This window comes from Streptomyces avidinii (assembly GCF_045161815.1).
Classification (GTDB): Bacteria; Actinomycetota; Actinomycetes; order Streptomycetales; family Streptomycetaceae; genus Streptomyces; species Streptomyces avidinii.
On the sequence record NZ_CP108863.1, the window covers coordinates 8,363,623 to 8,386,654 of the forward strand.

22 protein-coding genes are annotated in these 23,032 nt (G+C 73.6%); 9 read left to right on the top strand and 13 right to left on the bottom strand.

Annotated features, from left to right (window positions below; translation table 11 throughout):
- Positions 1 to 8: 8 nt before the first annotated feature.
- The 4 genes from OG373_RS37895 to fusA all read right to left on the bottom strand — a co-directional run bounded on the left by OG373_RS37895 (position 9) and on the right by fusA (position 4,463).
- Positions 9 to 716, bottom strand: a complete 708-nt coding sequence (locus OG373_RS37895; protein ID WP_397735735.1) for a DsbA family protein — start codon at positions 714 to 716, stop codon at positions 9 to 11.
- 104 nt (positions 717 to 820) lie between these two features.
- On the bottom strand, positions 821 to 1,600 hold the full coding sequence (locus tag OG373_RS37900; protein WP_405443333.1) for a polysaccharide deacetylase family protein: 780 nt from the start codon (positions 1,598 to 1,600) through the stop codon (positions 821 to 823).
- A gap of 138 nt (positions 1,601 to 1,738) precedes the next feature.
- Entirely contained in the window at positions 1,739 to 2,281 is a 543-nt protein-coding gene (locus OG373_RS37905; RefSeq protein WP_405443334.1) for an FABP family protein, read from the bottom strand.
- A 106-nt stretch (positions 2,282 to 2,387) separates the two neighbouring features.
- Positions 2,388 to 4,463 carry an elongation factor G gene (gene fusA / locus OG373_RS37910; RefSeq protein WP_405443335.1) on the bottom strand — a complete coding sequence of 692 codons (2,076 nt, stop codon included), beginning with the start codon at positions 4,461 to 4,463 and terminating at the stop codon, positions 2,388 to 2,390.
- A 518-nt stretch (positions 4,464 to 4,981) separates the two neighbouring features.
- Between fusA and OG373_RS37915 the strand changes: the two genes are divergently transcribed.
- Positions 4,982 to 5,557: a hypothetical protein gene (locus OG373_RS37915; protein WP_405443336.1), complete on the top strand. Its 576-nt coding sequence runs from the start codon at positions 4,982 to 4,984 to the stop codon at positions 5,555 to 5,557.
- On the opposite strand, the gene OG373_RS37920 is transcribed toward OG373_RS37915, so the two are convergent.
- Together OG373_RS37920 and OG373_RS37925 are read right to left on the bottom strand one after the other, a co-directional pair.
- The gene (locus tag OG373_RS37920; protein WP_405444348.1) at positions 5,541 to 6,911 is read right to left on the bottom strand and encodes a sensor histidine kinase; all 1,371 of its coding nucleotides are present in this window, start codon (positions 6,909 to 6,911) and stop codon (positions 5,541 to 5,543) included. The two genes, OG373_RS37915 and OG373_RS37920, sit on opposite strands and share 17 nt — an antisense overlap.
- 76 nt (positions 6,912 to 6,987) lie before the next feature.
- The gene (locus tag OG373_RS37925; protein WP_397735743.1) at positions 6,988 to 7,665 is read right to left on the bottom strand and encodes a response regulator transcription factor; all 678 of its coding nucleotides are present in this window, start codon (positions 7,663 to 7,665) and stop codon (positions 6,988 to 6,990) included.
- Positions 7,666 to 7,800: 135 nt separating this feature from the next.
- Here OG373_RS37925 and OG373_RS37930 point away from each other — a divergent pair, with 135 nt between their 5' ends.
- Positions 7,801 to 8,421: a hypothetical protein gene (locus OG373_RS37930; protein WP_405443337.1), complete on the top strand. Its 621-nt coding sequence runs from the start codon at positions 7,801 to 7,803 to the stop codon at positions 8,419 to 8,421.
- A 17-nt stretch (positions 8,422 to 8,438) separates the two neighbouring features.
- On the opposite strand, the gene OG373_RS37935 is transcribed toward OG373_RS37930, so the two are convergent.
- The gene (locus OG373_RS37935; RefSeq protein WP_405443338.1) at positions 8,439 to 9,692 is read right to left on the bottom strand and encodes an FAD-dependent monooxygenase; all 1,254 of its coding nucleotides are present in this window, start codon (positions 9,690 to 9,692) and stop codon (positions 8,439 to 8,441) included.
- A 31-nt stretch (positions 9,693 to 9,723) separates the two neighbouring features.
- Positions 9,724 to 11,652: a hypothetical protein gene (locus tag OG373_RS37940; protein ID WP_405443339.1), complete on the bottom strand. Its 1,929-nt coding sequence runs from the start codon at positions 11,650 to 11,652 to the stop codon at positions 9,724 to 9,726.
- A gap of 647 nt (positions 11,653 to 12,299) precedes the next feature.
- On the opposite strand from OG373_RS37940, the gene OG373_RS37945 reads away from it, so the two are divergent.
- Together OG373_RS37945 and OG373_RS37950 are read left to right on the top strand one after the other, a co-directional pair.
- Positions 12,300 to 12,878 carry an RNA polymerase sigma factor gene (locus OG373_RS37945; protein WP_405443340.1) on the top strand — a complete coding sequence of 193 codons (579 nt, stop codon included), beginning with the start codon at positions 12,300 to 12,302 and terminating at the stop codon, positions 12,876 to 12,878.
- Positions 12,879 to 13,783: 905 nt separating this feature from the next.
- Positions 13,784 to 14,614, top strand: coding sequence for an IclR family transcriptional regulator C-terminal domain-containing protein (locus OG373_RS37950; protein WP_397735876.1), 831 nt, complete (start codon positions 13,784 to 13,786; stop codon positions 14,612 to 14,614).
- Between the two features lie 69 nt (positions 14,615 to 14,683).
- Here the strand turns inward: OG373_RS37950 and OG373_RS37955 are convergent, their stop codons facing one another.
- A complete protein-coding gene (locus tag OG373_RS37955; protein WP_405443341.1) occupies positions 14,684 to 15,343 on the bottom strand; it encodes an HAD family hydrolase in 660 nt (219 codons plus the stop codon).
- A gap of 164 nt (positions 15,344 to 15,507) precedes the next feature.
- Between OG373_RS37955 and OG373_RS37960 the strand changes: the two genes are divergently transcribed.
- Both OG373_RS37960 and OG373_RS37965 read left to right on the top strand, forming a co-directional pair.
- Positions 15,508 to 16,347: a dienelactone hydrolase family protein gene (locus OG373_RS37960; RefSeq protein WP_405443342.1), complete on the top strand. Its 840-nt coding sequence runs from the start codon at positions 15,508 to 15,510 to the stop codon at positions 16,345 to 16,347.
- Between the two features lie 438 nt (positions 16,348 to 16,785).
- Positions 16,786 to 17,574 (top strand): class I SAM-dependent methyltransferase, encoded by a 789-nt coding sequence (locus OG373_RS37965; RefSeq protein WP_405443343.1) that lies wholly within the window; start codon positions 16,786 to 16,788, stop codon positions 17,572 to 17,574.
- 21 nt (positions 17,575 to 17,595) lie between these two features.
- On the opposite strand, the gene OG373_RS37970 is transcribed toward OG373_RS37965, so the two are convergent.
- The 3 genes from OG373_RS37970 to OG373_RS37980 all read right to left on the bottom strand — a co-directional run bounded on the left by OG373_RS37970 (position 17,596) and on the right by OG373_RS37980 (position 19,881).
- Positions 17,596 to 18,489, bottom strand: a complete 894-nt coding sequence (locus tag OG373_RS37970; protein WP_405443344.1) for a hypothetical protein — start codon at positions 18,487 to 18,489, stop codon at positions 17,596 to 17,598.
- Positions 18,486 to 18,824: a PadR family transcriptional regulator gene (locus OG373_RS37975; RefSeq protein WP_397735759.1), complete on the bottom strand. Its 339-nt coding sequence runs from the start codon at positions 18,822 to 18,824 to the stop codon at positions 18,486 to 18,488. Before OG373_RS37975 ends, OG373_RS37970 begins: the two co-directional genes overlap by 4 nt.
- Before the next feature lie 145 nt (positions 18,825 to 18,969).
- Positions 18,970 to 19,881: an NADPH-dependent F420 reductase gene (locus OG373_RS37980; RefSeq protein WP_405443345.1), complete on the bottom strand. Its 912-nt coding sequence runs from the start codon at positions 19,879 to 19,881 to the stop codon at positions 18,970 to 18,972.
- 17 nt (positions 19,882 to 19,898) lie between these two features.
- On the opposite strand from OG373_RS37980, the gene OG373_RS37985 reads away from it, so the two are divergent.
- Positions 19,899 to 20,282 (top strand): hypothetical protein, encoded by a 384-nt coding sequence (locus OG373_RS37985; RefSeq protein ID WP_405443346.1) that lies wholly within the window; start codon positions 19,899 to 19,901, stop codon positions 20,280 to 20,282.
- Here OG373_RS37985 and OG373_RS37990 read toward each other — a convergent pair.
- Positions 20,189 to 20,905: a hypothetical protein gene (locus OG373_RS37990; protein WP_405443347.1), complete on the bottom strand. Its 717-nt coding sequence runs from the start codon at positions 20,903 to 20,905 to the stop codon at positions 20,189 to 20,191. The genes OG373_RS37985 and OG373_RS37990 overlap by 94 nt on opposite strands.
- A 246-nt stretch (positions 20,906 to 21,151) precedes the next feature.
- Here OG373_RS37990 and OG373_RS37995 point away from each other — a divergent pair, with 246 nt between their 5' ends.
- Together OG373_RS37995 and OG373_RS38000 are read left to right on the top strand one after the other, a co-directional pair.
- A complete protein-coding gene (locus tag OG373_RS37995) occupies positions 21,152 to 22,024 on the top strand; it encodes a CAP domain-containing protein (protein WP_405443349.1) in 873 nt (290 codons plus the stop codon).
- A 296-nt stretch (positions 22,025 to 22,320) separates the two neighbouring features.
- Positions 22,321 to 22,887 carry a hypothetical protein gene (locus OG373_RS38000; RefSeq protein ID WP_405443351.1) on the top strand — a complete coding sequence of 189 codons (567 nt, stop codon included), beginning with the start codon at positions 22,321 to 22,323 and terminating at the stop codon, positions 22,885 to 22,887.
- Positions 22,888 to 23,032 lie beyond the last annotated feature (145 nt).

Sequence of the window (23,032 nt, forward strand, 5' to 3'; positions counted from 1 at the left end):
CCGCGCTCCTACCCCGTGGCCCGGGCCACCTTCTTCAGGTGTCGGTACAGGCTGCTGCGATCGGTGTAGTACGCCCGGCTGCCCGGCGGCACCAGGGTTCCGTTGATCGCCATCGTGGGGGTTCCCTTGGCGGGTGACCTGCTCATGGCATCGTCCGCGGCCTCGACGAAGTCTTGGTACTTCGTGTCCAGCACGGCCGCGTCGAACTCCGGGCCGCGCAGACCCTCGATCATGATCGCCAGTCCCAGCAGCCGGTCCCGCGTGAAGCCCCCGGACTTCCGGACCCGGGCCTGGTGGCGGTACAGAAGTTCGTGGTACTCGGCGAACCTGTTCCGATCCACCGCAGCGCGCAGCGCGTTCGCGGCGAACTTCGATCCGGGACCGAGGAAGGAACCCAGCGTGAACTGCAACTGCAGCCCGCCGTTGCGTGCCGCCCGCTTCAGGTACGGGGCGGTGCCCTCCGTCTCGAACTCGGCGCAGGCCGGGCAGCTCAGGTCCTCGTACAACCGGACGGCGAGCGGCGCGGCCGGGTCACCGAGCACGATCGTGGTGCCGTCGGCGGCCACGGATTCCGGTGCCACGGGCAGATCCGCACTCGCCGACACATCGAGCGGATCACCGCTCGCACCGTCCCGGCGACGGCAGGCGCCGACGGATGCCGACGCGGTGACGGCGGCGGCCGCGACAAGGAAGCCGCGCCTGGATCTGACCTGCATGAATGTCCTCTCCCCGGGATCAACAGGGCGAGACATTACGCGGTCCGCGGGCCCGGGGCGCACCGATATATGCGCCCCCGCCTGTTCCCGGCCGGAGTCACTCGTCAGGCTTCGAGGAACCGGCGCAGGTCGATGACCTCGTAGCCGTCGGCCAGGGCAGCGTCGATGATCAGCGGAAGGGCCTCGGCGTCGAGGACGACTCCGTCCCCGTGGCTCCCGACGTGCATCTGGATGATCGCCCCCGGGGCGAAGGCGTCGACGGCACGCCGGACGGCACGGTCCACGCTCATGCCGCCCTCCGGGCCGAGATAGCCGTTGGTGTCGGCGCTGAACTCGATCGCCGCGTAGCCCAGCGCGTTGACATCGGCGATCGACTCCGGGGTGGTGGAGCTGTACGGGAACCGGAAGAACGGCAGCGGCTCGGTCCCGGACGCCTTCCGGATGGCCGCATCGGCGGCACTCACCTCGTCGGCCCGCTCCGTCGTGCTCAGGTCGTCGAAGTAGGGGTGGCTGTACGAGTGGTTGCCCAGTCCGTGCCCCGCGTCCGCCATGGCGCGCACCGCAGCCGGTTCGGCCTCGGCGAACCGACCGGTCGGGAAGAAGGTGGCGGGCAGCTTTCGCCGCCGCAGTTCGGCCAGCACCGTGTCGACCCCGGCATCGTCCCAGGCGGCGTTGAAGGTGAGGGCCAGAGCCTTGCGGGACGTGGGGAGTCGGCGGATCTCATCGCCGAGAAGGGAGGCCGGCGGGCGCGGACCGGCGGTGGCGGCGGCGCCGGCAGCCGCGGCCACCGGCGACGGCGATGCCGCCGCAGAGGAACCGGTGCCGGGCACGAACCCGGCGGCCCCCGCACACACCAGGGCCGCCAGGGCGGCGCGTCGTCCCACAAGCACCACGGTCACTCCCCACGGTCACGGCCTCCGGCTCGGGCCTGCCACCGACTATGCGACGGCGCGGTCCGCAGCACCCGCAGCCGTGCCGGGGCACCCGGGTGATCTCCGCGAGGCCGGACCGGCAGGGACGTATCAGGCGGAGCGCTTGCGCAGGCGCGTCGTGAGGTGGTGCTGCAGGGGCTGTCCCACCGCGGCCATGTCGTGAACGACCGTCAGCTCGCCGTCCCCCACCGTGTAGTGGCGCCGCGTACCGGTGACCTCCTTGGCCAGCGGGGTCAGCGCCACGTCCTTGGTCTCGATCTCGATCTCCGCGCCGGACACCCGCCCGACATACGTCTCGACGATGCCGGTGGGGTGGGCGAGCACGACCTCCAGGGCGGCGTCCGGCGTCACCCGCCACCACCCGGCCTCGCGTCCCGCCGGCCGTACGGGCGCCCCGGAGGCGTCGATCAGCCAGGCGCGGGCCTCGTAGCGGAGGAAGGGACGGCCGTCGTGGCTGAAGGTGATCTCCTGCTCGTAGGCGAAGTCCTTCTCGAGCGTCGGGTACTCGCCCTGCCCCCGCCCGTGCCACCGGCCCAGCAGCGGCAGTACGGGCCGCAGCAGCGGGTGCGGCTCCGGGCCCTCGCCGAGGACGTGGCTGTCAGGGTAGGGATTTTCCTGCACCGACTCGAACATGTTCACCTTGCCTGTCTGCTGGAACCCCCGAAGGCCGCAGCTTAGTGGCAGGGCGTGGCCCGCCCCGCCCCCACGACAGGGGGCGGGGCGGGCGGCAACGGCGCCGTCACCGGGCCGGCAGGGCGCCCGCGACCGAGGCCGGTACCGGTGCGAGACCGGCCGGCCGGGTGGTGAAGGTGCCCCGGCCCTGCGTCCGGCCGCGCAGCCGGGACGCGTAGCCGAAGAGCTCGGCCAGCGGTACGGCCGCCGTGATCACGGCGGTCCCGGCCTCCGCCGTGGAACCGGACACCCGGCCGCGGCGGGCCGCGAGATCACCCAGGACGCCGCCCACGCCGTCCTCCGGAACCGTCACGGTCACCTCGGCCAGCGGCTCCAGCAGCTCCATCGTGCTCAGGCGCAGGGCCTCGCGCAGCCCGAACCGGCCCGCCGCCCGGAACGCCATCTCCGAGGAGTCCTTGGAGTGGGTCGCCCCGTCCGTGAGCGTGACCCGCAGCCCCGTCACCGGGAACCCGCCGAGCGGGCCCTCGGCGAGCGCGTCCCGGCAGCCGGCCTCCACGGCGCGCGCGTACTCCTGCGGTACGCGCCCGCCGACGACCGTCGACCGGAACTCGAAGCACGGCTCGTCCAGCGGCTCGACGTCGAGGACGACGTGCGCGAACTGGCCCGCGCCACCGTCCTGTTTGACGTGCCGGTGGACCAGACCGCTCACCCCGCGCACGACGGTCTCCCGGTAGGAGACCTGCGGCCGGCCGACGACGACCTCCACCCCGTGGCCGCTGCGGATCTTCTCCACCGCGACCTCCAGGTGCAGCTCGCCCATCCCCGACAGCACGGTCTGGCCGCTCTCCGCATCGGACCGCACCACCAGCGACGGGTCCTCCTCGGCGAGGCGCGCCAGCGCCGCCGAGAGCCGTCCCGTGTCGCTGTTGCGACGGGCCTCGACCGCGACCGACACCACCGGCTCGGCCACCGACGGCGGTTCGAGGACCAGCGGCGCGCCCGGCGCACACAGGGTCGTGCCCGCCCGGGCGGCCTTCAGCCCGACCACCGCGACGATGTCACCGGCCACCGCCTCCTCCCGTTCCTCGTGCCGGTCGGCCTGGACCCGCAGGATCCGGCCGACCCGCTCCGTACGGCCCGTGGCCGCGTCCAGTACCGTCGCGCCCTTGCGCAGGGTGCCCGCGTAGACCCGTAGGTACGTGAGCCGACCGGTCGCCGTCGCCGTCACCTTGAAGGCGAGGGCCGCGAACGGCTCGGCCGGGTCGGGAACCCGCTCCTGCTCCGCACCGTCCGGCGCCAGGCCCCGTACGGGAGGCATGTCGGAGGGCGAGGGCAGGTACGCGAGGACCGCGTCCAGCAAGGGTTCGATGCCGCGGTTGCGGTACGCCGAGCCGCACAGCACCACCACACCGTCCCCGCGCAGCGTCAGCTCCCGCAGGGCGCGCGCCAGGGTGCGCTCCGTCAGGGCCGAGGCCGAGCAGAACTCCTCCAGGGCGTCGGCGTGCAGTTCGGCCACCGTCTCCTCCAGCAGCCGGCGCCGCCCGGCGGCCTCCTCGCGCAGCGCCTCGGGCACCGGACCCTCCTGGTAGGTGTCGGAGCCGGCCTCCCAGCTCAGCGCGCGCATTCCCAGCAGGTCGACGACACCGGTGAAGGAGTCCTCCGCCCCGATGGGCAGCTGTACCACCAGGGGTACGACGCCCAGCCGCCCGCGGATCGACGCGACGGCCGTATCGAGGTCGGCGCCCGCCCGGTCCAGCTTGTTGACGAACGCGATCCGCGGCACACCGTGCCGGTCCGCCTGCCGCCACACCGTCTCGCTCTGCGGCTCGACCCCGGCGACGGCGTCGAAGACCGCGACGGCCCCGTCCAGCACCCTCAGGGAACGTTCGACCTCGTCGGAGAAGTCGACGTGACCCGGGGTGTCGATCAGGTTGACGCGGTGACCGCCCCAGGCGCAGCTCACGGCCGCGGCGAAGATGGTGATGCCGCGATCGCGTTCCTGGGCGTCGTAGTCGGTGACGGTCGTGCCGTGATGGACCTCGCCCCGCTTGTGGATGGCACCGGTCGCGAACAGGATCCGTTCGGTGATGGTGGTCTTGCCCGCGTCGACGTGGGCGAGGATGCCCAGGTTGCGGACGGCGGTGGAGGAAGTGGTGCTACGGGGCTGCCTGTTGGCGCGCATGGCCCGAGGCCTTTCGAGTGTGCTGAGGGAAGAGGGCAGCGCGATCTATGACCCGGGGCACGACCGCGGCCCGGCGCAGCCGCCGTCCCCGTCCGGACGGGGTCCGGGCAGGAGGACGTACGGGATTGCGGCTCACGGGCCCGCGGAAGGCGGGACGGGGAACGGAACCCGGGAAGGGATCGGAACCCTAGGAGTGGGTCACGGGCATACGGTGCCGGCCGCGCAGCGGGCACCGCGCGCTGCGAGACACCGGGATCACGTCGTACCGGGACGGGGGAGCGAAGGCGGCGGTGCGGTACGTGCACATGGCGCGGCTCCCCTTCTCTTCACTCGGCATGGGCGCGGTGCCCTGTCGGCAGCGCGCACGGCGAGTCTAGTGATCGGGCCCCTTCGCGGCACCGGGTTTTCCGCGCCTTCCACGGAGAGGGAGTTGACGTCGTGTCAACGGCAACCGGGCGCGGGCCGCCGACGTCCCCCAGGCGGGGGTGGTGCTCGTGCCGGGAACGGAGCGGCGGCGGATGCGGTGGTTCACCGTGGCCCTGCCCGTAGCGGCCGCGGCGGCCGTGTACGGATGGGTCCACTGGTACCTGGCGGGCCCTTCGTCGCCGCCGACAGCGGTCGCGGTGGCGGGCGGGGCGCTCCTGGTCGCCGGTGCGTGCGCGGCGTACGTCGTGCGCGTCGGCGGCAGCGCCGGCTTCTTCGGGGTGCTGTTCCTGGCCGTCGGGCTGCTGCTCACCGTGACGGCCGCCGATCAGGCGACCGCGCGCGCCGAGGTTGCCACCTGCGTCGTCGGAGCGGTCCACACCAAGGTGCAGGCTTCGTACGGTGAGGGCGGCCCGCCCGAGAAGACCGTGTACCGACTCGAACTGCGCTGCCCGGGCGGCTACCCCGGCGAACTCAAGGACGACCGGCCCCTCGCCGCGGTGGGAGAGGAGATCAAGGTCGCCTACGACCCGCAGCGCCGGGTCTCCCCGGCCCCGGAGGGCGAGTCCGCACCGTGGCGGGCCGCCCTGTGCGCACTGGTCCTGCTCGCCGCCGGTACGGAGATCGCCCGGCGGAGCGTGCCGGGCGCGGGTGTCACGGCAGGCGCGTAGTCGGCAGGCGCAGCACCAGGCGGGCGCCGCCCCCCGGGCCGTCCTGCGCCGTCAGGGTGCCTCCGTGGTGGGTGCTCAGGTCGCGGGCGATGGCCAGGCCCAGGCCGGCTCCGCCGTGATCGCGGCTGCGCGAGTCGTCGAGGCGCGTGAAGCGTTCGAAGATCCGCTCGCGGTCCGCCGCCGGGATGCCGGGGCCGTCGTCGACGACCTCCAGTACGGCCGTGCCCGAACGCGCCCCCTTCACGGTGCGCAGGGTGACGTCCACGCGCCCCGCGGCGTAGCGCTGCGCGTTGTCCACGAGGTTGGTGACGATCCGGCCGAGCCACAGCGCGCCCGCCGTGACCTCGACATCGGGCTCCAGCCGCATCCGTACGGGGACCCGGTCGCCGAGGCGCTCCTCCACCACCTCGCGCACCAGGGCGGTCAGGTCCAGCGGGGCGGTGACCACGGGCTGGGCCGCGTCGATGCGCGCGAGCAGCAGCAGGTCGGCCGTGAGGTGCTGGAGCCGCTCGATGTCCTCCAGGGCCCCGCCGATCAGTTCGGGCCACAGCTCCGGGTCCCGGACGGCCAGGGCCACTTCCAGCTGGGTGCGCAGGACGGTGATGGGGCTGCGCAGCTCGTGCGAGGCGTCGGCGATGAACTGCCGCTGCCGGATCCCGGACGCCTCCAGCCGGTCCAGGGTGGCGTTCATGGTCTCGGCCAGCCGGGCCACCTCGTCGTGGGTGCCCGGTACCGGCACCCGGCGGTGCAGGTCGCGGTCGGAGATCCCGGCGACCTCGGCCCGGATCTCCTCCACCGGCCTGAGCGCATGGCCGGTGACCCGCCAGGTCACCAGGGCGACGGTGGCCAGCAGCAGGGGCATGCCGATGACGAGGGCGGCGGTGGTGGTGTCGTCGGCCGCGTCCGCGTCCCGCAGCGAGGCGCCGGCGTAGACGATGGCCATGCCGTCCGGGGTCTGCGTGACGACCTGGACGACCCGCTGCCGGTACTCGCCGTCGATCGGGCGGACCCGCCACGTGTGGAACCGGGTCCCGGGGATGCCGGGGGCGGGCGGCGGGAAGGCGGGCACACCGGCCAGGTTCGGGCTGGCGAACAGGATGCGGCCGTCGGCGCCCACCACCTGGACGAAGTCGATGCCGCGGGCCGGCGGACGTACGCGGCCCAGCTTGCCGGTGGCGGCGAGCTGCGCCACGTTCTCGGCCTGCCGGCGGGCGTCGTTCTCGGCGTTGCGGAGCAGGTTCGCCTCCAGCAGCCCGAGCAGGGCGAACGAGGCGACCGCCAGGGCCACGGCCACCACCGCACTGGCGCCCACGGTCGCCCGCGCCCGTACCGTGGTGGGCCACAACCGCCGCAGCACCGGCCAATGGCGCAGCACCGCGCGCAGGCCGGTGTGCAGGGCGGCGCGCACGCGCCCGCGCAGGCGGATCCGCTCAGCCACCGTCGGCCGCCAGTCGGTACCCGGCCCCGCGCACGGTCTCCAGCGCGGCACGCCCGAACGGCGCGTCGATCTTGCGGCGGACGGCGCTGACGTGGACCTCGACCACATTGGGATCGCCGTCGAAGGCGCTGTCCCACACCTGTTCCAGGATGTCCCGCTTGGGCACCACCTCACCGGAGCGCCGGGCCAGGCACTCCAGCACGGCGAACTCCCGTGCGGTCAGCCGTATCTCCGTCCCGCCCCGGGAACACGAGTGACGGGCGGGGTCGAGCAGCAGGTCCCCGAACCGCATCACCTGGGGACGGCGACGGCCCGTACGCCGGCCGAGCGCGCGCAGCCGGGCGACCAGCACCAGATAGGAGAACGGCTTGGACAGGAAGTCGTCGGCTCCGGTGTCCAGGGCCTCGGCCTCGTCGTACTCCCCGTCCTTCGCCGTGAGCATCAGGATCCCCGACTCGTTTCCGGCCGCGCGCAGCTTCGCGCACACCCGGTAGCCGTTGAGGCCGGGCAGCATGATGTCGAGCACGATCAGGTCGTAGTCGTGCTCGGTGGCCATCCACAGTCCCTGGGACCCGTCGTGGGCCACATCGACCGAGAACCCCTCCGACTGCAGCCCACGCTGCAGGGCCACGGCGAGCCGCCGTTCGTCCTCCACCACCAGTACGCGCATGCCGGACAGGATCGCAGTACAGCCCCGCCGCCGGCTGAAGAGGTCTTCAGGTGGCTTCAGCGGGGCTTCAGCTTCCGCTCAGCATGCTCGGGAACGAGCCGCGCACCACGCCCGGTTGTTCTGAGGAGTTCCCGTATGTCTGATTCTGTCCCGCCGCCCGAGCAGGCCGAGACCGCCGCCCATGCCGCCCCTCCGGCTGTCCCCGAGGCCGGAGCCCGCAAGTCCGCGGCCCTGGGCCGCCTCGTCCCCCGCGGCCGGAGCGCCCGCTGGGTGGCGGCGGGCGCGGCGGCCGTGGTGGTCGTGGGCGTGGTGACGGCGGTGGCCGTGGCCGAGCACCACGACCACCACGGCCGCGTCGAGCGCGGCCCGCACTTCGCCTGGGCCGGACCCGGACCCGAGGGCGGCCTCCGGGGCGGCCCGAAGAACGCCGAACCGCGCCACGAACGCGGCCCGGGCGAGCCCGGCCGCCAGGCGGCCCCCGACGCACCCGACGCGCCCGGCGGGCCGGGCCGCCACGGGAGCGGCAAGGGCGCCCCGGCGCCCGCACCCATCCCCTCCCTGGCCATCGGCGAGGCGGCCGAGAAGGCGGCCGCGGCGGTGCCGGGCGGCAAGGTGGCGGGGCTGCGCGCGGTCGCCCAGGACGGCGGCGGGAGCGCCTGGCTGGCCGTGGTCATCGGCTCCGACGGAGTCCGCCACGCGGTCACCGTCTCCGGCTCCGACGGCACGATCACCAGCAACACCACCATGGATCGCTGACCCGAGGGGGCCGCGCGCTACGGGTTCATCGCCCGGCCCCCGATACCGGGGGACCCGCCGAGCTGCCCCCGCCACCAGGCCTCCATCTCGGCGCCGTTCATGCGCGCCCAGGCCGGGGTCCGCTCGACCTGGGCGCGCCCCAGCCGGCGGGCCAGCGCGACCAGGTCCCGTCCGGCGGCGCCCCGGGTCTCCTGGTACCCGCGCAGCAGCTCCTCGAAGGTTCCGCAGCCGCGCCAGCCGTCGGCGAGGGCGGTGGCGTCCTGGAGGGCCTTCGCCGCGCCGCTCGTGTTGTGGGGGCGTACGACGCTCGCGGCGTCCCCCGCGAGCAGCAGCCGGCCGGCGGCGGCGCGTGGGGTCTCCACGTCGTAGATGGGCTGGACGAAGGTGTCCGCCGGGCCGGTGAGCGCGAGCGCCCGCCCCCAGTACGGCGGGAACTCCCGATCGAGCAACGCGGCCAGCTGCAGCGCCAGCGCCGGGGTGAGGCCGCCGGGCGGGAAGCTCGTCGGATCGTCGAGGCGCAGGCTGCCGTCCAGCGGCGGAGCGGCATAGAGCACCCAGTTCACCCGCGGGCCGTCCGGCCCGGGAATGCGGTAGATGACGCACGAGCCGCCCGCGAAGCAGATCGTGGTCACCGCCTCGGGGAACGCGTCCGCGACGCTGCCGAGCCCGGTGGGCCCGGGGAGCAGCGCCGCGTCGAAGTTGCCGCGCCAGCACACGTAACCGGCGTACTGCGGCCGGGAGTCCGGGCAGAGCGCCGCGCGCACCACCGACCGGTACCCGTCGGCGCCCACTACCAGGTCGTACCGCTCGACGGAACCACCCCCGAGCCGGACATCCGCGCCCGCGCTCCCCGCCTCCTCGACGCCCGTCACCGTCTCCCCCTGCCGGTAGACCACCGAGTCCGGCACGGACTCCCGGAGCCCGTGCCAGAGCAGGCCCCAGTGGTAGGAGTGGAAGGGGAAGGGCTGCTCCCAGATCACCCGGCCACCCGGCCCGTGGGCATCGTCGCGGACCACCCAGCGGCGCCGCTCCAGCGGGTGCGCCGCGATCCCCGCGGGCAGCGCCCCGCTCGCACCGAGCTCCGCGCCCCGCTCGTTGTGAATGCACAGCCCGACGCCCCGGTCCTGGAGGCGCCCGCGCGTGCGCTCCAGCACCACGACCTCACCGGCGCCCGCCCGCGCCACCGCCGTGGCGATGGCGCACCCCGCGATGCTCCCGCCGACCACCGCGACCGTTCCGCCCCGCATGACCGTCTCCTCGTCGACGCGCATGACGGACGCGACCCTCAACGGGCCGGCCCCTCTACCGATGATGCACGGCCGCCGGGGGCGGCGTGGGTCGCGCGGAACCCTGGAGGGCGAGCGCGGTGAGTACCACCAGCGCGTCGGTCCATCCCAAGGGCGCCACGGCGGACGGCAGCCCGGCCCCGTTCACCGTCTCCGGCAGCTCACCCAGCCCGTTGCGCCGGGACAGCACCCAGTCCAGCACCCTGCCCGCCTTCGCCTGCTCACCCGTACCGGCCCAGGCGAGGGCGAAGAAGGAGGTGCTGGCCGTCCACGCGTACGAACCCCAGCTGAAGGAGGGGTCGTTGCCGGGGGAGACCCCGCCGTTCGGCAGCAGCAGCGCCCGGTAGGTGGAGTCCAGCGCCTCGCCGAGACCGGCCGGGGCGGAGTTGAACGGGGGCGCCATGAACGCCACCGCGCTGTCCCGGCCGTGTTTGCCGTCGACGGTCCGCTGGTAGCCCAGCGGGGCGAAGGCGGCGGCGATCCCGGCCGACAGCCGCCGGGCCGCGTCCCCCCAGCGCTCCGCGTCCGCGCCCCTGCCCAGCCGGGCGGCCAGGTCGGCCGCCGAGTTGAGCCCGGCCAGCAGCGGAGCGGCGGTACCGATGTTGGTGGTCGTCGTGTCCAGCTCCCAGTAGTCCGGGGAGGCCGGCGGCAGCCCGTCCGGCCCCAGCGACCGTGCGGCGTGGTCGGCCGCCCGGCGCACCATCGGGTAGAGCTCGCGCAGCCGGTCGTCCCGTCCCCCCGCCGGGGCCGCCCGGTACCACTGCCAAGTGGCCCATGGGACCCAGCCGTTGGCGTCCAGCTGCCACTTCCGCGCGTCCGGCGGGCCGCTGCCGTCCAGCAGGGTGCGGGCCTCCCAGGTCCCGTCGGCCCGCTGGGTGAGCGCGTCGTAGCGCAGGATCCGGTACGCCTCCTCGTCGTGCCCGGTGGCGGCGAACGCGACCGCGGCGAACGCCCCGTCGCGGGGCCACGAGTACTCCCACGGCGGCGCCCACGCCGCGGCGAACGCCCCGTTCGGTTTCAGCAGCGCCCTCATCGACAGCAGGGCGCGCTGCGAAGCCGTCCGCTGCGCGTTCGTGGCGCCCGGCACCGTACCCGCCGCCAGCCAGGCGCGGCTCTCCTCGATCTGCGCCAGGGCGCCCGGGTCGGCCGCCGAGACCACCGCCGACGCCGTCGCCCCGTCGGGCAGGTACCGCCACCGGCCGGAAGGCAGGCGCAGCACGTTGCTCCCGTCGACGTAGGAGGCGCCCACGGCGAAGGAGGGCAGGACGGCCTCGGTCGCGACCCGGTTGGTCAACAGGCCCGAGGTACGGGCGGCAAGGGCGGAAGCGGGTACGTAGCAGGGCTCGGTCTCCCCGCAGCGCTCGCTGCCGGTGGGGTTGACGTGGAAGGCCGGCCGGGAGGTGGCGGCGTGCCAGCCGCCCCAGTACGCCCTGTCGTAGTTCCAGGCGGTCAGCGAGCCGGGCACGGACCGTACGGTGCCGTACCAGGCGATCGGTCCGCTCTCCGCGGTGCTCGCCTGGAGGAACAGGTAGTACACGGTGCCCGGGGTGACGGCGGCGTCGAGCGGGAACTCGACCCAGCCGGCTCCGGCGCCGCCGAGTGCGGCGAGGTCCAGGGTCGTCGAGGCGATCGCCGACGCGGCGTCCGTACGGACCCGGCGGACCTGGGCGGTCACGGTGCCCCTCGCCACCTTGCTGCCCAGCCAGACGCTCACCCGGGAGAGCCGGGGGCCGTCCACGGTGAACTCCTGCGCCGCCGCGTTGTTCGTGGCCTTCACGCTGAACAGCGCGGTCTCGTGGCCGACCTGGCCGTCGTAGGCGACGGCAGTGGGACCGGCCGCAGCCGCCGCACCGGCCGCACGGCCCGCCGCGTCCGGGAGCGAGGCGGGGACCCCGGCCAGGGCCAGGGAGAGCACGACGGGCAGCAGGGTCCTCGCGAACGCCATGGGGGCACGCCCTTCCTGGTCGACGGGCGCGCGGGGCGGAGGAGCCGGGGCGCCGGAAGCTGGACCCACCATGCAGGCATCCCGTACCGCGGAGGGGTGAGTCGGGCCGTGTCCCACCGGATGGGGTGGCAGCGGCATCCGTTCGTGTGACGGGAGCGGCCGCGGGCGACCGCACGGGCGGCACATCAGCGGACATCGGCGCACGTCGCTGGAGACGGCGCCCGGCGGGCGCCCAGGGGCGCGCGCAGGTGAACCGGGGCGCGCAGAGAGGCGTATGCGCTTCCTCCGGAAGATTTTCCGGGACCGGCCTGCACGATCGGACTCGTTTTCCGATGGGGTGGTGAATGGGAGCGCACAGAGCTCCGCGGCTGCCGGTCCGGGGGCAGGCAGCCGATTGTGCATGATCCATCTGGAAGGTTCCGCGCCGACGTGAATGTTGCCGAAACGGCCGCCCTCGCGCTGTTAGTCACCCCTGCCCGTTGTCTCGTCATCCATGTGTTCAGGGCGCCCGTGCGCCTGCCGGGCGCGGGCGTACGGACGAGAACCGGCGGACCGACCGCCGGCCACCGTCGTGCCGTTCCCCGCGCCCGCCACCAAGAGGTCCCCGTCGCACCGGCGTGCGACGAAGAACAGCCGTGGGGGAGCGTATGAGCGAAGGCGAATTCGATCCATCGGGGGACCAGGCGGTCTCCAGCGAACTGGCCGGCGTACTGCCGGTGGACTTCACCGCTTTCCATTCCCAGCAGCACCGCGCCTATCTGCGCTACGCCCACCTCCAACTGGGCAACCCCAAGGACGCCGAGGAAGTCGTCGACGACGTGTTCACCTTCCTGCTGAAGGTGTGGCACCAGGCCCTGAAGGAGGCGAGCCTGCACGGCTTCGCCTGGGCGGTGCTGCGCGAGCACGTGGAGAGGCGGCTCGCGGCGCTGGGCCGCCAGGTCGCGATGGTGGAGACGGCGTGGTTCGCCGCGCTGCGCCGCTCCTCCAGAGAGCGGCTCGAACTGCTGGAGTCGAAGCTCGGCCTGTACGCGGCGATCGCGGGTCTGTCCGAGCGGCAGTACGACGTGGTGCTGCTGGCGTTCCTCCTCGGCAACGACTCCGACACCGTCGCCCGGATGATGGGGATCACCCCCGCGACGGTCCGCTCGCACATCCGCGGCGCACGCCGAACCCTGTCCCGCAAGCTCGGGGTGGACTGGATCCCCGGAGAGGAGAAAGACCAGTGAGCGACATGCCCCGCCACCGCGACATGCCCCGCCACCGCGACATGCCGCTGTGCGATCTGGACGCGGCCCTGGAGGACGCGACGGTACTCGCGGAGGAGTACGCCGGATACGACGAGGGGGCGGCCCGCCGCCGGATCGCCCGCCGGATCGTCGCCGACCGTGCCCGCTCCGCAACCGGCACGGCCGGCCCGCCCGGTGCCACCGTCCCGCCGGCGCGGAGGCAGGCGTCCTCCGCCTGCGCCGCCGCCGACGACGACCTCGTCCTGGACGCCGCCTGCCATGTGCGGGCCGCCCGGGGTCTGGACGACCTCGCCTGGTGCCTCGTGGAGAGCCGGGCCTTCGCCGAACTCGCGCTCGATGCCGACTCCTGGCCCCACGGCGTGGACTCGGCGCTGCTGTTCGGCTGCCTGCTCCACCTGTCCGACCGGATGGAGGGCGCGCAGTTCTGGTTCCAGTACGCGGCCGGCGCGGGCTCGCGGACCGCCGCCCGTTGCCTCTACCTCCTCCACCTCGCCCGCGCCGAGGTCGCCACCGCCCGCTACTGGATGCGCCAGGCACGGACCCTGCCCGCGGAGGAGCACCTGCCGCCCCTGCCGCAGTTCCCCGAGAACCTCGAAGAGGCCCTCGGCGCCTCGGTCATCTGGACCTCCCCGCCCATCACCACCCAGGACCTCAGCACCCTCACCACCGGCCCCGGCCGGGCCGGCCGGCCCCCGTGCCGGCTCCCCGTACGACTGCGCCAGGCCCTCAGGGCCCGCCCCCGCAAGGACCACCCCGACCTGGGGGAGGTCTTCACCCCGGGCCCGCAAGTGGCGGTCGCCGTCGCGCAGAACGCACGGCTCAACCCGCTCTACCTGACGGACCAGGCGAACGGATGGGCACTGGAAGCCCTCAAACAGCCGCAGCTGACCCACGCCGCCCGCAAGACCCCCGAAGGACGCCCGGCGCCCGCCCCGCTGGAATCCGTCCACCAGGCACTGCGGGTCCTGGAGGTCATCAACCGCTACTCGGGCGGGGTGAACCTGACACAGATCGCCCGTGAGACGGCACTGCCCCAACTGGTCCTCGCCCGGGCGACGGAGCAGCTGATCCGCGCGAACCTCGCCACCCCGATCGCACCGGACGCGTACATCGCCGGCAACGCCCTCGTGCTGGCGGACTCGGCGACCGGAGAAGGGCGCGGGCACCTGCGCGAGACCCTCGCCTGGGTACGGGACGCCGTCGGCGCCGCCGTCTACGTCGCCCGCTACACCGACGGCGAGGTCTCCATCACCCAGTACGCCGACGGCCCGGCCGCACCCGTGGTCGAGGAGTGGGTCGACTTCCGCGTCGCCGCCCACGCCTCCGCGGTGGGCAAGGCACTGCTGACCCAACTCGACTACGACGAACGGAAGGACCACCTGGCGCGCCACCGGCCGACCCGCTTCACCCCGCACACCCTCACCGGCCAGCAGGACCTCTTCCACCAGCTCGACCACCGCCCGCCGAACGCACCGCTCCTCGACCTCCAGGAGTACGCGATCGGCACGGTGTGCGCGGCGGTACCGATCACCGCGGGCCCGAACGCGGAGTGCGTGGCCCTGTCCATCCCGGTTCCCGACCCCGGGCGGCTGAAGCAGGCCGCCCGGATCCTGCAGAGCGAGGCCGCCGCGGTCCTCCTCGCTCTGATCGTCGCCGGCAGCACCCCGTCCACGGCCCGCCGCCCGGAGGACACCGTCCTGTCGCCCACCGCGTAGACCGGTCTGCGGACAACGACGGGCCCGCCGCCCCTCCTGGGGTGTGGCGGGCCCGTCGGCCGGGCGTCGTCAGAACCCGTCGCTCCCGGAGACGAGACGGGGCAGTTCGCGCATGTCGTGGAAGACGACGGTGCCGGCGCCCTCGAGTCGTTCGGCCGGAGTCAGGCCCCCCGCATAGCCGAAGGCGCGCATGCCGGCGGCGCGGGCGGCCTCGACCCCGGGGCGGCTGTCCTCGACGACCGCACAGGCCGCCGGGTCGACGCCCATCCGCTGGGCGGCGTACAGGAACAGGTCCGGCGCCGGCTTGCCGTACCGGACCTCGGTGGCGCTGTAGATGCGGCCCGCGAAGTGCTCGTAGAGGCCGGTGTGCCCGAGGGTGTGGCGCATCTTCTCGTGCGAGCCGCTGGAGGCGACGCAGGTCGGCAGGGTGATCGCGCCGAGCGCCTCGGGCAGCCCCTCGACGGCCGACAAACCGGTGTCCACCGCCTCACGGTGGCGTTCCTCGAAGCGCCGGTGCCAGATGTCGGCCGCCTCGTCGCCGACCCGTGCCGCGATGTCCTGGCGGATGGAGGCGGTGGAGCGCCCGGTGAACCGCTCCATGACCTCGCCCTCGGTGAGCGGCCAGCCCAGCTCCGCGCCGAGCGCGACCTGGATGGGCACCGCGATGCGTTCGCTGTCGACCAGCACTCCGTCGCAGTCGAATATGACGAGTTCAATGGGCTTGATCATTCCCGCAGCATAGAGGCCGGTCACAGCGCGTGGGCATGCGGTGGCCGCTCCGTCAGGGGGTGACGACGGTGAAGCGGCCGGAACTCTTGACCGCGAGGCGCCGCAGGCACTACCTATCGGTAACGTGATGTCGCCCGAGAGGGCCGCGGGAAGGAGCCGGGCGCGTGGCAGACCACGACCTGAGCGGGTTCGGGACGAGCATGTTCACCCATGACGGCGCCACCCGCCGGATCCTGCGCCGGGGCACGGGTCCCGCCGTGATCGTCATGGCCGAGATCCCGGGCATCACCCCCAAGGTCATCGAGTTCGCCGAGCACGTCGCCGCGACCGGCTGCACGGCCGTGCTCCCCGTGCTCTTCGGTGAACCGGGCCGCGACCCGAACCCCGGCGCCGTCGGGTGGCCGAGCGCCGGCCGTTACATGGCGGCGTCGATGTGGCAGGTGTGCGTGAGCCGGGAGTTCACGGTGCTGGCCACGGGGCGGAGTTCGCGCGTCGTACGGTGGCTGCGCGCCCTGGCCGCCGCCGAGCACGAGCGCTGCGGCGGCCCCGGGGTCGGCGCCGTCGGCATGTGTCTGACCGGCGGATTCGCCCTGGCCATGGCCACGGACGAGCGCCTTGTCGCGCCGGTGCTGTCCCAGCCGTCGCTGCCGCTGGCCTGCACCACGAGCCGCGCCGGGGCCATCGACATCAGCCCCGAGGACCTCGCGGTCGTCCGCGGCCGCTGCGAGCGCGACGGGCTCCAGGTGCTGGGGCTGCGTTTCCGGGGCGACCGGCTCGTACCCGGCGACCGCTTCGCGCACCTGCGGCGCGAACTCGGCGACGCCTTCGTCGCCGTCGAACTGGACGCCGGCGCGGCGAACCCGCAGAGCGCCCTGGCGCCGCACTCCGTCCTGACGGAACATCTCATCGACGAACCCGGGCAGCCCACACGGCAGGCGCTGGACACGGTCCTCGACCTGTTCCGCACCCGGCTGCTCGGGGAACGGACCGCCCCGGCCGGGTGACGGTGACTTCGGGACAGGTCCCGTCCTTCGCCCTCCGCGAGGAGCGCGCGGATGTGCGGGCGGCGTCCGGTCCGCGCGTGGGCCTCACCGGCCCCGGCGGTGGAACCGTCGTCCCCGAGGGGCCGTGCCCGCGATCGCGACGCAGCGACCCGCCCCGTCATCTCTGCATGCCGTCATCGCGGGTGCGGCTGACGACAGGTCACACCCCGGGCGCGTTGCGTGGACCAGAGGGACATGCAGTGGCAATCTGGTCGATATCACCACAATTTCCATACCCGCGAACTCTCCGTACGCCGCGTGGCGCCTTCTGCTTCCCGGAACACTCCAGTGGTTTGTATATGTCGGTCACCGACGTATGGTGGGACCTGAAGATCCTTCCCGGCGGCAGTCGCTCCTGCCCGCCGTCGGGGAGTCATTTGCGATGGAGACGGAGTGCGCATGGCCACCAGGAAGAACCTCACCGCGAACCGGGAATCCCTCGTCCACAAGGTCCGTTACGCCGCGAGCCGCCCCCACCGCATCGCCCCGTACCTCAAGCGCGCCGCCCGCGACCGGTGGCTGGCCTTCAAGCACCCCGACCACGTCAGCTACTACCGGGCCGTGATGGCCTCGGACACCCGCCGCAACCCCGAGTCCGCGGTCGGCAGCCAGACCCACGAACGCTGGCTCGCCCTCGGGCAGATGCAGTTCGACTACCTGCTCGGGCACGGTCTGAAGCCCGGGGCGCGCATGCTCGACATCGGCTGCGGCAACCTCCGGGCCGGCTGGCGCTTCATCGACTACCTCGACGCCGGCCACTACTACGGCATCGACATCTCGCCCGACATCCTCATCGCCGCCAAGCGGACCCTGACCGAGCGCGGCCTCCAGGCCAAGGTCCCGCACCTGACCCTCACCAGGAACCTGACGCTGGACTTCCTCCCGGACGGCTACTTCGACGTCGTCCACGCCCACAGCGTCTTCTCGCACTCGCCGATCGACGTCATCGAGGAGTGCTTTGCCCACGTGGGCCGCGTGCTCGCGCCCGGCGGCCACTTCGACTTCACCTTCGACCGCACCACCGGCACCGAACATCATGTGCTGCGCGAGGACTTCTACTACCGCACCCGGACCCTCGTCGACCTCGCCGCCGCACACGGGCTGTCGGCGCGCTTCATGGACGACTGGGAGGAGCTCGGCCACGGCCAGTCCAAGATCCGTATCACCGCCGCCGGGGCCGAGGTCTGACCCGGCCGGCCGATCGCCGGCTCAGGCGTGGCCGGCCGTGTCCGAGCGCTTACGACGCCACAGGCGCAAGGTCAGCGCCGTGGCCCCGAGCAGGGCCAGGCACGGCAACGCGGTGTCCTCGCGCACCACCCCCGCGAAGTGGCCCAGGATCAGGAACGGGGCCGAGGTCAGGGCGAACCGGCCGGCGGTGTGAATGCCGGACAGGGCCGGGCGGCCCGCCAGGGCGAGGGCGGCGACCACGGTCACGGCGAAGCGCCACAGCACGATCATGCCGAGCCCGCCCGCATCGAGCAGGGCGAGCAGTACCACGGACAGCGGGGTCCACAGCAGCAGCGCCAGCAGCCCCGTGGTGGTCCGGATCCGGCAGGGCGGGTGCAGGTCCGCAGGGCAGAGCAGCGGGAGGGCGGCGATCGCGAGCGGTGGTAGCAGGTAGGCCAGGTGCTCCAGCGGCATGTCCAGGGCGCCCGGCAGCACAGCTATGACGAAGCAGGTCGTGGTCCCGGCGGCCCCGGCGAAGGTGGTTCGCGCGCCGACGGCGAACCGCCCGCCCAGCGCCACCACGGCACCGATGAGGGTCAGCACGTGGAAGCCGTTGATCGCGTACCCGAGCGGAGTCTCGAAGTCGGGGCGGCCGGTGACGTAGGCGAGGTTGAGGGTCGAGGCGAGCAGGTAGGCGGCGTGCGCGCCGGTCGCGGCCAGCGCGAAGGGCGCCGCCGCCGCGAACAGGCGGCCGCCGCGCTGCGCGGACCCGACCCCCAGGCGAAGGCGCAGTGCGTGCGCCACGATGTCGCCGGCCTCCCGCAGCCGGGTGACCGGGCCGGCGCCCTCGGTCGCCTCCCGGTAGGCCTCGGCCATCTCGTCGCCGAAGGCGCGGCGGAAACCGGCGGGGTACAGGCGCAGCAGACGAGGGTTCACGCCGTGGCCGTCTTGCCGGAGACGCCGAGGCGGCGCGCGGCCTCCCGTGCGGTGGCGGCGATCCGCTGCGCCTCGGCGGCCAGGCTCTGCCGGCCCTCGGCGGTGAGGCTGTAGGTGCGGCGCAGCCGGCTGTCGACGATCTGCTCCTCGTGGACCTCGATCAGCCCCTGACCCAGCAGTCGCTCCAGGGCCCCGTACAGGGTGCCGGTGCGCATCTTGACGCGCCCGCCCGAGATCAGCTCCACCTCGCGGGCGATCGCGTACCCGTGGCGGGGCTCGTCCGCCAGCGCGGTCAGGAGGAGGAGGGTCGGTTCCTGCATCGCACGATCGCTCATGCCTGCATGGTAGGTCACCCACCGGCATATGACGCCGGGCCGTAGGGTGCGCACCTGAGCCCCCGGGCACCGGTGCGCACCCTATGGTCGTTCGTTCATCCGCCCGCCGGTTCTCGCGGCCGGCGGGGTCCGCCCCGGAAGGCAGTCAGCCGCGGAAGGCCTCCGGCCGGACCGGAGATGCCTCCGCGAGAGCCTTCGTGACCGCGTCGACGCCTTCCCGCAGTCCGTAGACGGGGGTGTCGGGCTGCTGGCGCCAGGAATCGTCGAGGCCGCCCGCATCGACCGAGTCGAAGCCGAGTTCCTCGACGAGGGCGCGGACCGTCTTCTTCGCGGCCGCGTCGTCACCCGCGACGGGCAGCGCCATCCGGTCGGCGGCGCCCGCCGGGCGGTGCCGGTCGAGGATGTCCTGCGCGTAGGTGCCGTTGAAGGCCTTGATCACGGGGTGCCCGAGCTGCCGCTCGGTCCAGCGGCTCTCGGTGAGGCCCTCGTCCTCGACGCCGGCGATCCGGCCGTCGCGCTGGCGCGGGTAGTAGTTGTTGGTGTCGATGACGACGAAGCCCTCGGCGGCCTCGTCGAAGAGGCCGGCGGGCAGGTCCGGCACGTTCTTGAAGGGGATCGTGACCACGACGAGCTCGGCGCCGCGCGCGGCTTCCGTCACCGTGACGGCGGTGGCGCCGGTCTCCTCGGCCAGAGCGGTCAGGGTCTCGGGGCCGCGCGAGTTGGCCACGGAGACCTCGTGCCCGAGTGCCGTGAGCCGGCGGGTGAGGTTGCCGCCGATGTTGCCCGCGCCGATGATGCCGATCTTCATGAGCTCTCCAGTGCATCCGGGTTCAGTGTCGCGCTGGCACCAACCCCCGCCCGGGCCAAGGCATTCCGACCCGTACCGCCCGCTCCCCGGACGGGCGATGCGATCGGGCCGCCGTACGGGGGCCGAGCCGCGGGCGGCCCCGCTCCTGGCAGGCCCGATAGGGCCGGAGGCATGACCTTCCGGCCATTTCTCGCATTCCGCGAACCGGGCGGGGTCGGGGCCGCGTCGGTCGAGGCAGCCACTCGGCACGGGGAAAGGCCCGGCCGATGTCCAAGCACTCGGCGAAGCGAACCGCGTCCCTCACCCTCGCGGCGGCCGCCGTACTCACCCTCACCCTCGCCCTCGTCCCCAGCGCCTCCGCCGACGGACCGACGGGGCATCAGACCCCGGCCGCCGCCCCGGGTTCGTCCGTCTCCGGCAGCCCCGAGGGCGCCTTCACCCGGATCGCCGACTTCTACGGCTCCTACATCGACGCCGTGTACGACGGGGACGGGCCGACCGCAAGATCGTCTCCATCCGGGACTGACCCCCGGCACCGGGACGGCCGACCGGCAGGTCAGGAAATCGCGTACCACTGGCTGGCCCAGCCGGTGTTGATGGTGCTCGTGGACTGCTCGGCGAGGTTCACGGTGGGCGGCAGCGAGGTCTGACCGGTCAGCAGGGTGCTGTACCGGAGGTTCGGCGGCGTCAGACCGGCGTTGACCGAGATGCCGGCGCCCGTGGACTTCAGGGTGAGGCCGTTGGTGGCCCAATTGCCGTTGAGCAGCAGCGCGATGAAGTACGTCCCGGGGGCGGCGGTGAACGGCTTGCCGAGGGCGAACGGCTTGGCGATCGCGTCGGTCATCAGTTGCGGCGAGATGTCCGCGGTGGTGGCGACGAGGGCGCCCTTGGCGTCGTACACCCCGAGGTAGCAGTTGGCGAGCTGGGCGTTCGGGTCGATGCCGGCCAGGCCCAGCCAGACGTTCGACCAGGTGATCTGCTCCCGCAGGACGATCCGTACCAGGGTGACCCGGCCGCCGACCCCGGCCGTCGACTGGGCGGTGACGTGCCCCGCGTCATTGGGGTCCCCGGTCCACGCCAGCAGGTTCTGATCCTGCGGCCGGGGCCCTTCGAAGCCGGCCTCGCCGCCGCTCGGTGCGGGCACGGAAGCGGAAGACGCGGAACTCACCGCCGCGGGCCGGCCCCCTCCCGGCGTGCTGCAACCGGCGAGGACGAGCAGCGCCGTGAGCGCGGTCACGAGACCGGTCGTGGCGGTGGTGGTGCGGGTGCGCATGGTCCCCCCATGAGGTGCAGATGTGTCGAGGCACATGATCACACGACCGCCGGTGCGCAACCGGCCGCCCGCCCTGGCGGACGTGCGGAGGCGCGTTGGTGCGTTATGGCCCGGATCGTCCCTGCGCCGTCCCTGCGGGCTTCCTTAAGGGAACCTGAAGTACCCCTCCGGCGCGCTGTTTTTGCTGATCACCGCCCTAGGCTCGGTTGCACCCCACCCCCTTCCCTCTGTGAGGTGCTACCAGGCATGAGCAGCCGAACTCCCGGAACGCCGTCCCGCGTCGAGGCGCGGCGCAAGAAGACGGTGCGCACGCGCATCGTCCTGTCCCTCACCGCGGCCGCCGCGGCGGTGGCGGTCGGCGTCGCCGTGGCCGACTCCGACGGTGGTACGCAGGTGGACCAGCGGGCCGACGGCGCCACCGGGGCGAAGTCCGGGACGCCGGCTCCCGGGGGCACGGCCGGGACGGCGAGCCCCACCGCTCCCGGCCCCGAGATCACCGCCGACGCCGCGGCCGCGACGGGCTCCCTGCCGCCCGAGACGCCCGCCGCCACCGGCTCGGAGTCCGCCGCTCCCGAGAAGAGCGCGGCGGAGGGGGGCGCCCCGGCCAAGTCGACCCCGGCGAGCAAGCCCCCGCGTACGTCCGGCGGGTCCACCGGCGGCGGTTCGGGCTCGTCCGGCGGGTCCGGGTCCGGCGGGTCCACCGGCGGTTCGTCCGGTGGTTCCGGCAGCTCCTCCGGCGACTCCGAGTCCGCGGTCCTCGCCCTGGTCAACAAGGAGCGGTCCGCGGCCGGCTGCGGACCCGTGACGATGAATGCCAAGCTGAGCGCCGCGGCCCGCGGGTACAGCGACACCATGGCCCGCAGCGGAGTCATGTCCCACACCGGACCCGACGGGTCCACCATGACCACCCGCGTCGAGGCCGCCGGATACGCGTGGTCGCGCCTGGGCGAGAACATAGCCCGCGGGCAGTCGGACGCCGACGCGGTGATGAAGGCGTGGATGAACAGCTCCGGTCACCGGGCCAACATCCTCAACTGCGACTTCCGGGAGATCGGCATAGGCGTCCACAAGGGCGACGGCGGCCCGTGGTGGACCCAGAACTTCGGGGCGCCGAGGTAGAAAGCCCCGCCGAACACCCGGCATGCGGCACCCGGCATACGGCACCCCGCACCCGGGACCCGGCACGCGTGACCCGGCACGCGTGACCCCGCCCCCGGCACCCGGCCGCCGGGCGCCGCAGACCGGCGCCGGCCGCCCGCGTGCGCCCGCGCCGTGCCGCACACGTCCTCCGACCCGTACCCGGGTCAGGAGGACGTCCGTGTTTGTGCCCGTGTGGGTGCCCGTGGCACCCCCGAGGCGCCGCCGTGCGGGGGAGGAGGTGACACGCGGCCCGGCCCGTCGGACACTATGGGGCCGTGCCTCGATTTCCGCGCTACCTGTTCATATGGCTGTCGTGCACGGCCACCAGCGTGACGGCCGTGCTCGCCACGGTCCAGTTCGTGGTCGGCTCCACCAGCCATACGCCCCCGGTGGCCCGGTCCGCACCCCTGGTCTTCGATTCCCCGCCGGCGTGGCCGGCGATGCAGGGCCCGTCGCCGGGGCCGCCGTCCCCGTCCGCCTCCGCGTCCCCGAGCGCCTCGCCGAGCGCGACCGACCGGCCGACCCCCTCGGCCTCCCCCTCCCCGTCCGCGAAGCCCTCGGGAGCCGCCCGGACCACCGCACCCAAACCCGATGTCGACTGCGAGGACGGCGGACCCGGCCTGCACACCGTCCCCTCGCAGGGCGGCAAGGCCACGGTGCGGTACGGCAGCCGCGGCGTGTGCCTGATCTCCGCGGTCCCCAGCCGCGGCTTCAAGGCCACCACGTCACAGACCGACGACGACACCCTGACGGTCACGTTCAGCGGCGCGAACCACCGATCGGTCATCACCGCGACGATCGACCCGGTGGCCAAGGCGAGCGTGCGCGAGTCCTCGTTCTGACAGGCCGGTCGAAGCGGCGTGCCCGCTTCGACCGGTCCGCACCAGTCGGTACCTCCCCGGCCCCTTCAGGGGATTTGCCTCCCTGTATGCGCTCATCGGACGGGTCCCGGCGAAGCGGAAGGTGAGCTCTTCCTTAGGGGAACCT

Bases quoted from the DNA above. Each gene is read 5' to 3' on its own strand.
- OG373_RS37955 (WP_405443341.1), bottom strand. From the start codon at position 15,343: ATGATCAAGCCCATTGAACTCGTCATATTCGACTGCGACGGAGTGCTG.
- OG373_RS37990 (WP_405443347.1), bottom strand. From the start codon at position 20,905: ATGCGCACCCGCACCACCACCGCCACGACCGGTCTCGTGACCGCGCTC.
- OG373_RS37895 (WP_397735735.1), bottom strand. From the start codon at position 716: ATGCAGGTCAGATCCAGGCGCGGCTTCCTTGTCGCGGCCGCCGCCGTC.
- OG373_RS37985 (WP_405443346.1), top strand. From the start codon at position 19,899: ATGTCCAAGCACTCGGCGAAGCGAACCGCGTCCCTCACCCTCGCGGCG.
- OG373_RS37905 (WP_405443334.1), bottom strand. From the start codon at position 2,281: ATGTTCGAGTCGGTGCAGGAAAATCCCTACCCTGACAGCCACGTCCTC.
- OG373_RS37925 (WP_397735743.1), bottom strand. From the start codon at position 7,665: ATGCGCGTACTGGTGGTGGAGGACGAACGGCGGCTCGCCGTGGCCCTG.
- OG373_RS37995 (WP_405443349.1), top strand. From the start codon at position 21,152: ATGAGCAGCCGAACTCCCGGAACGCCGTCCCGCGTCGAGGCGCGGCGC.
- OG373_RS37915 (WP_405443336.1), top strand. From the start codon at position 4,982: ATGCGGTGGTTCACCGTGGCCCTGCCCGTAGCGGCCGCGGCGGCCGTG.
- OG373_RS37945 (WP_405443340.1), top strand. From the start codon at position 12,300: ATGAGCGAAGGCGAATTCGATCCATCGGGGGACCAGGCGGTCTCCAGC.
- OG373_RS37965 (WP_405443343.1), top strand. From the start codon at position 16,786: ATGGCCACCAGGAAGAACCTCACCGCGAACCGGGAATCCCTCGTCCAC.
- OG373_RS37935 (WP_405443338.1), bottom strand. From the start codon at position 9,692: ATGCGCGTCGACGAGGAGACGGTCATGCGGGGCGGAACGGTCGCGGTG.
- OG373_RS37940 (WP_405443339.1), bottom strand. From the start codon at position 11,652: ATGGCGTTCGCGAGGACCCTGCTGCCCGTCGTGCTCTCCCTGGCCCTG.
- fusA (WP_405443335.1), bottom strand. From the start codon at position 4,463: ATGCGCGCCAACAGGCAGCCCCGTAGCACCACTTCCTCCACCGCCGTC.
- OG373_RS37930 (WP_405443337.1), top strand. From the start codon at position 7,801: ATGTCTGATTCTGTCCCGCCGCCCGAGCAGGCCGAGACCGCCGCCCAT.
- OG373_RS37975 (WP_397735759.1), bottom strand. From the start codon at position 18,824: ATGAGCGATCGTGCGATGCAGGAACCGACCCTCCTCCTCCTGACCGCG.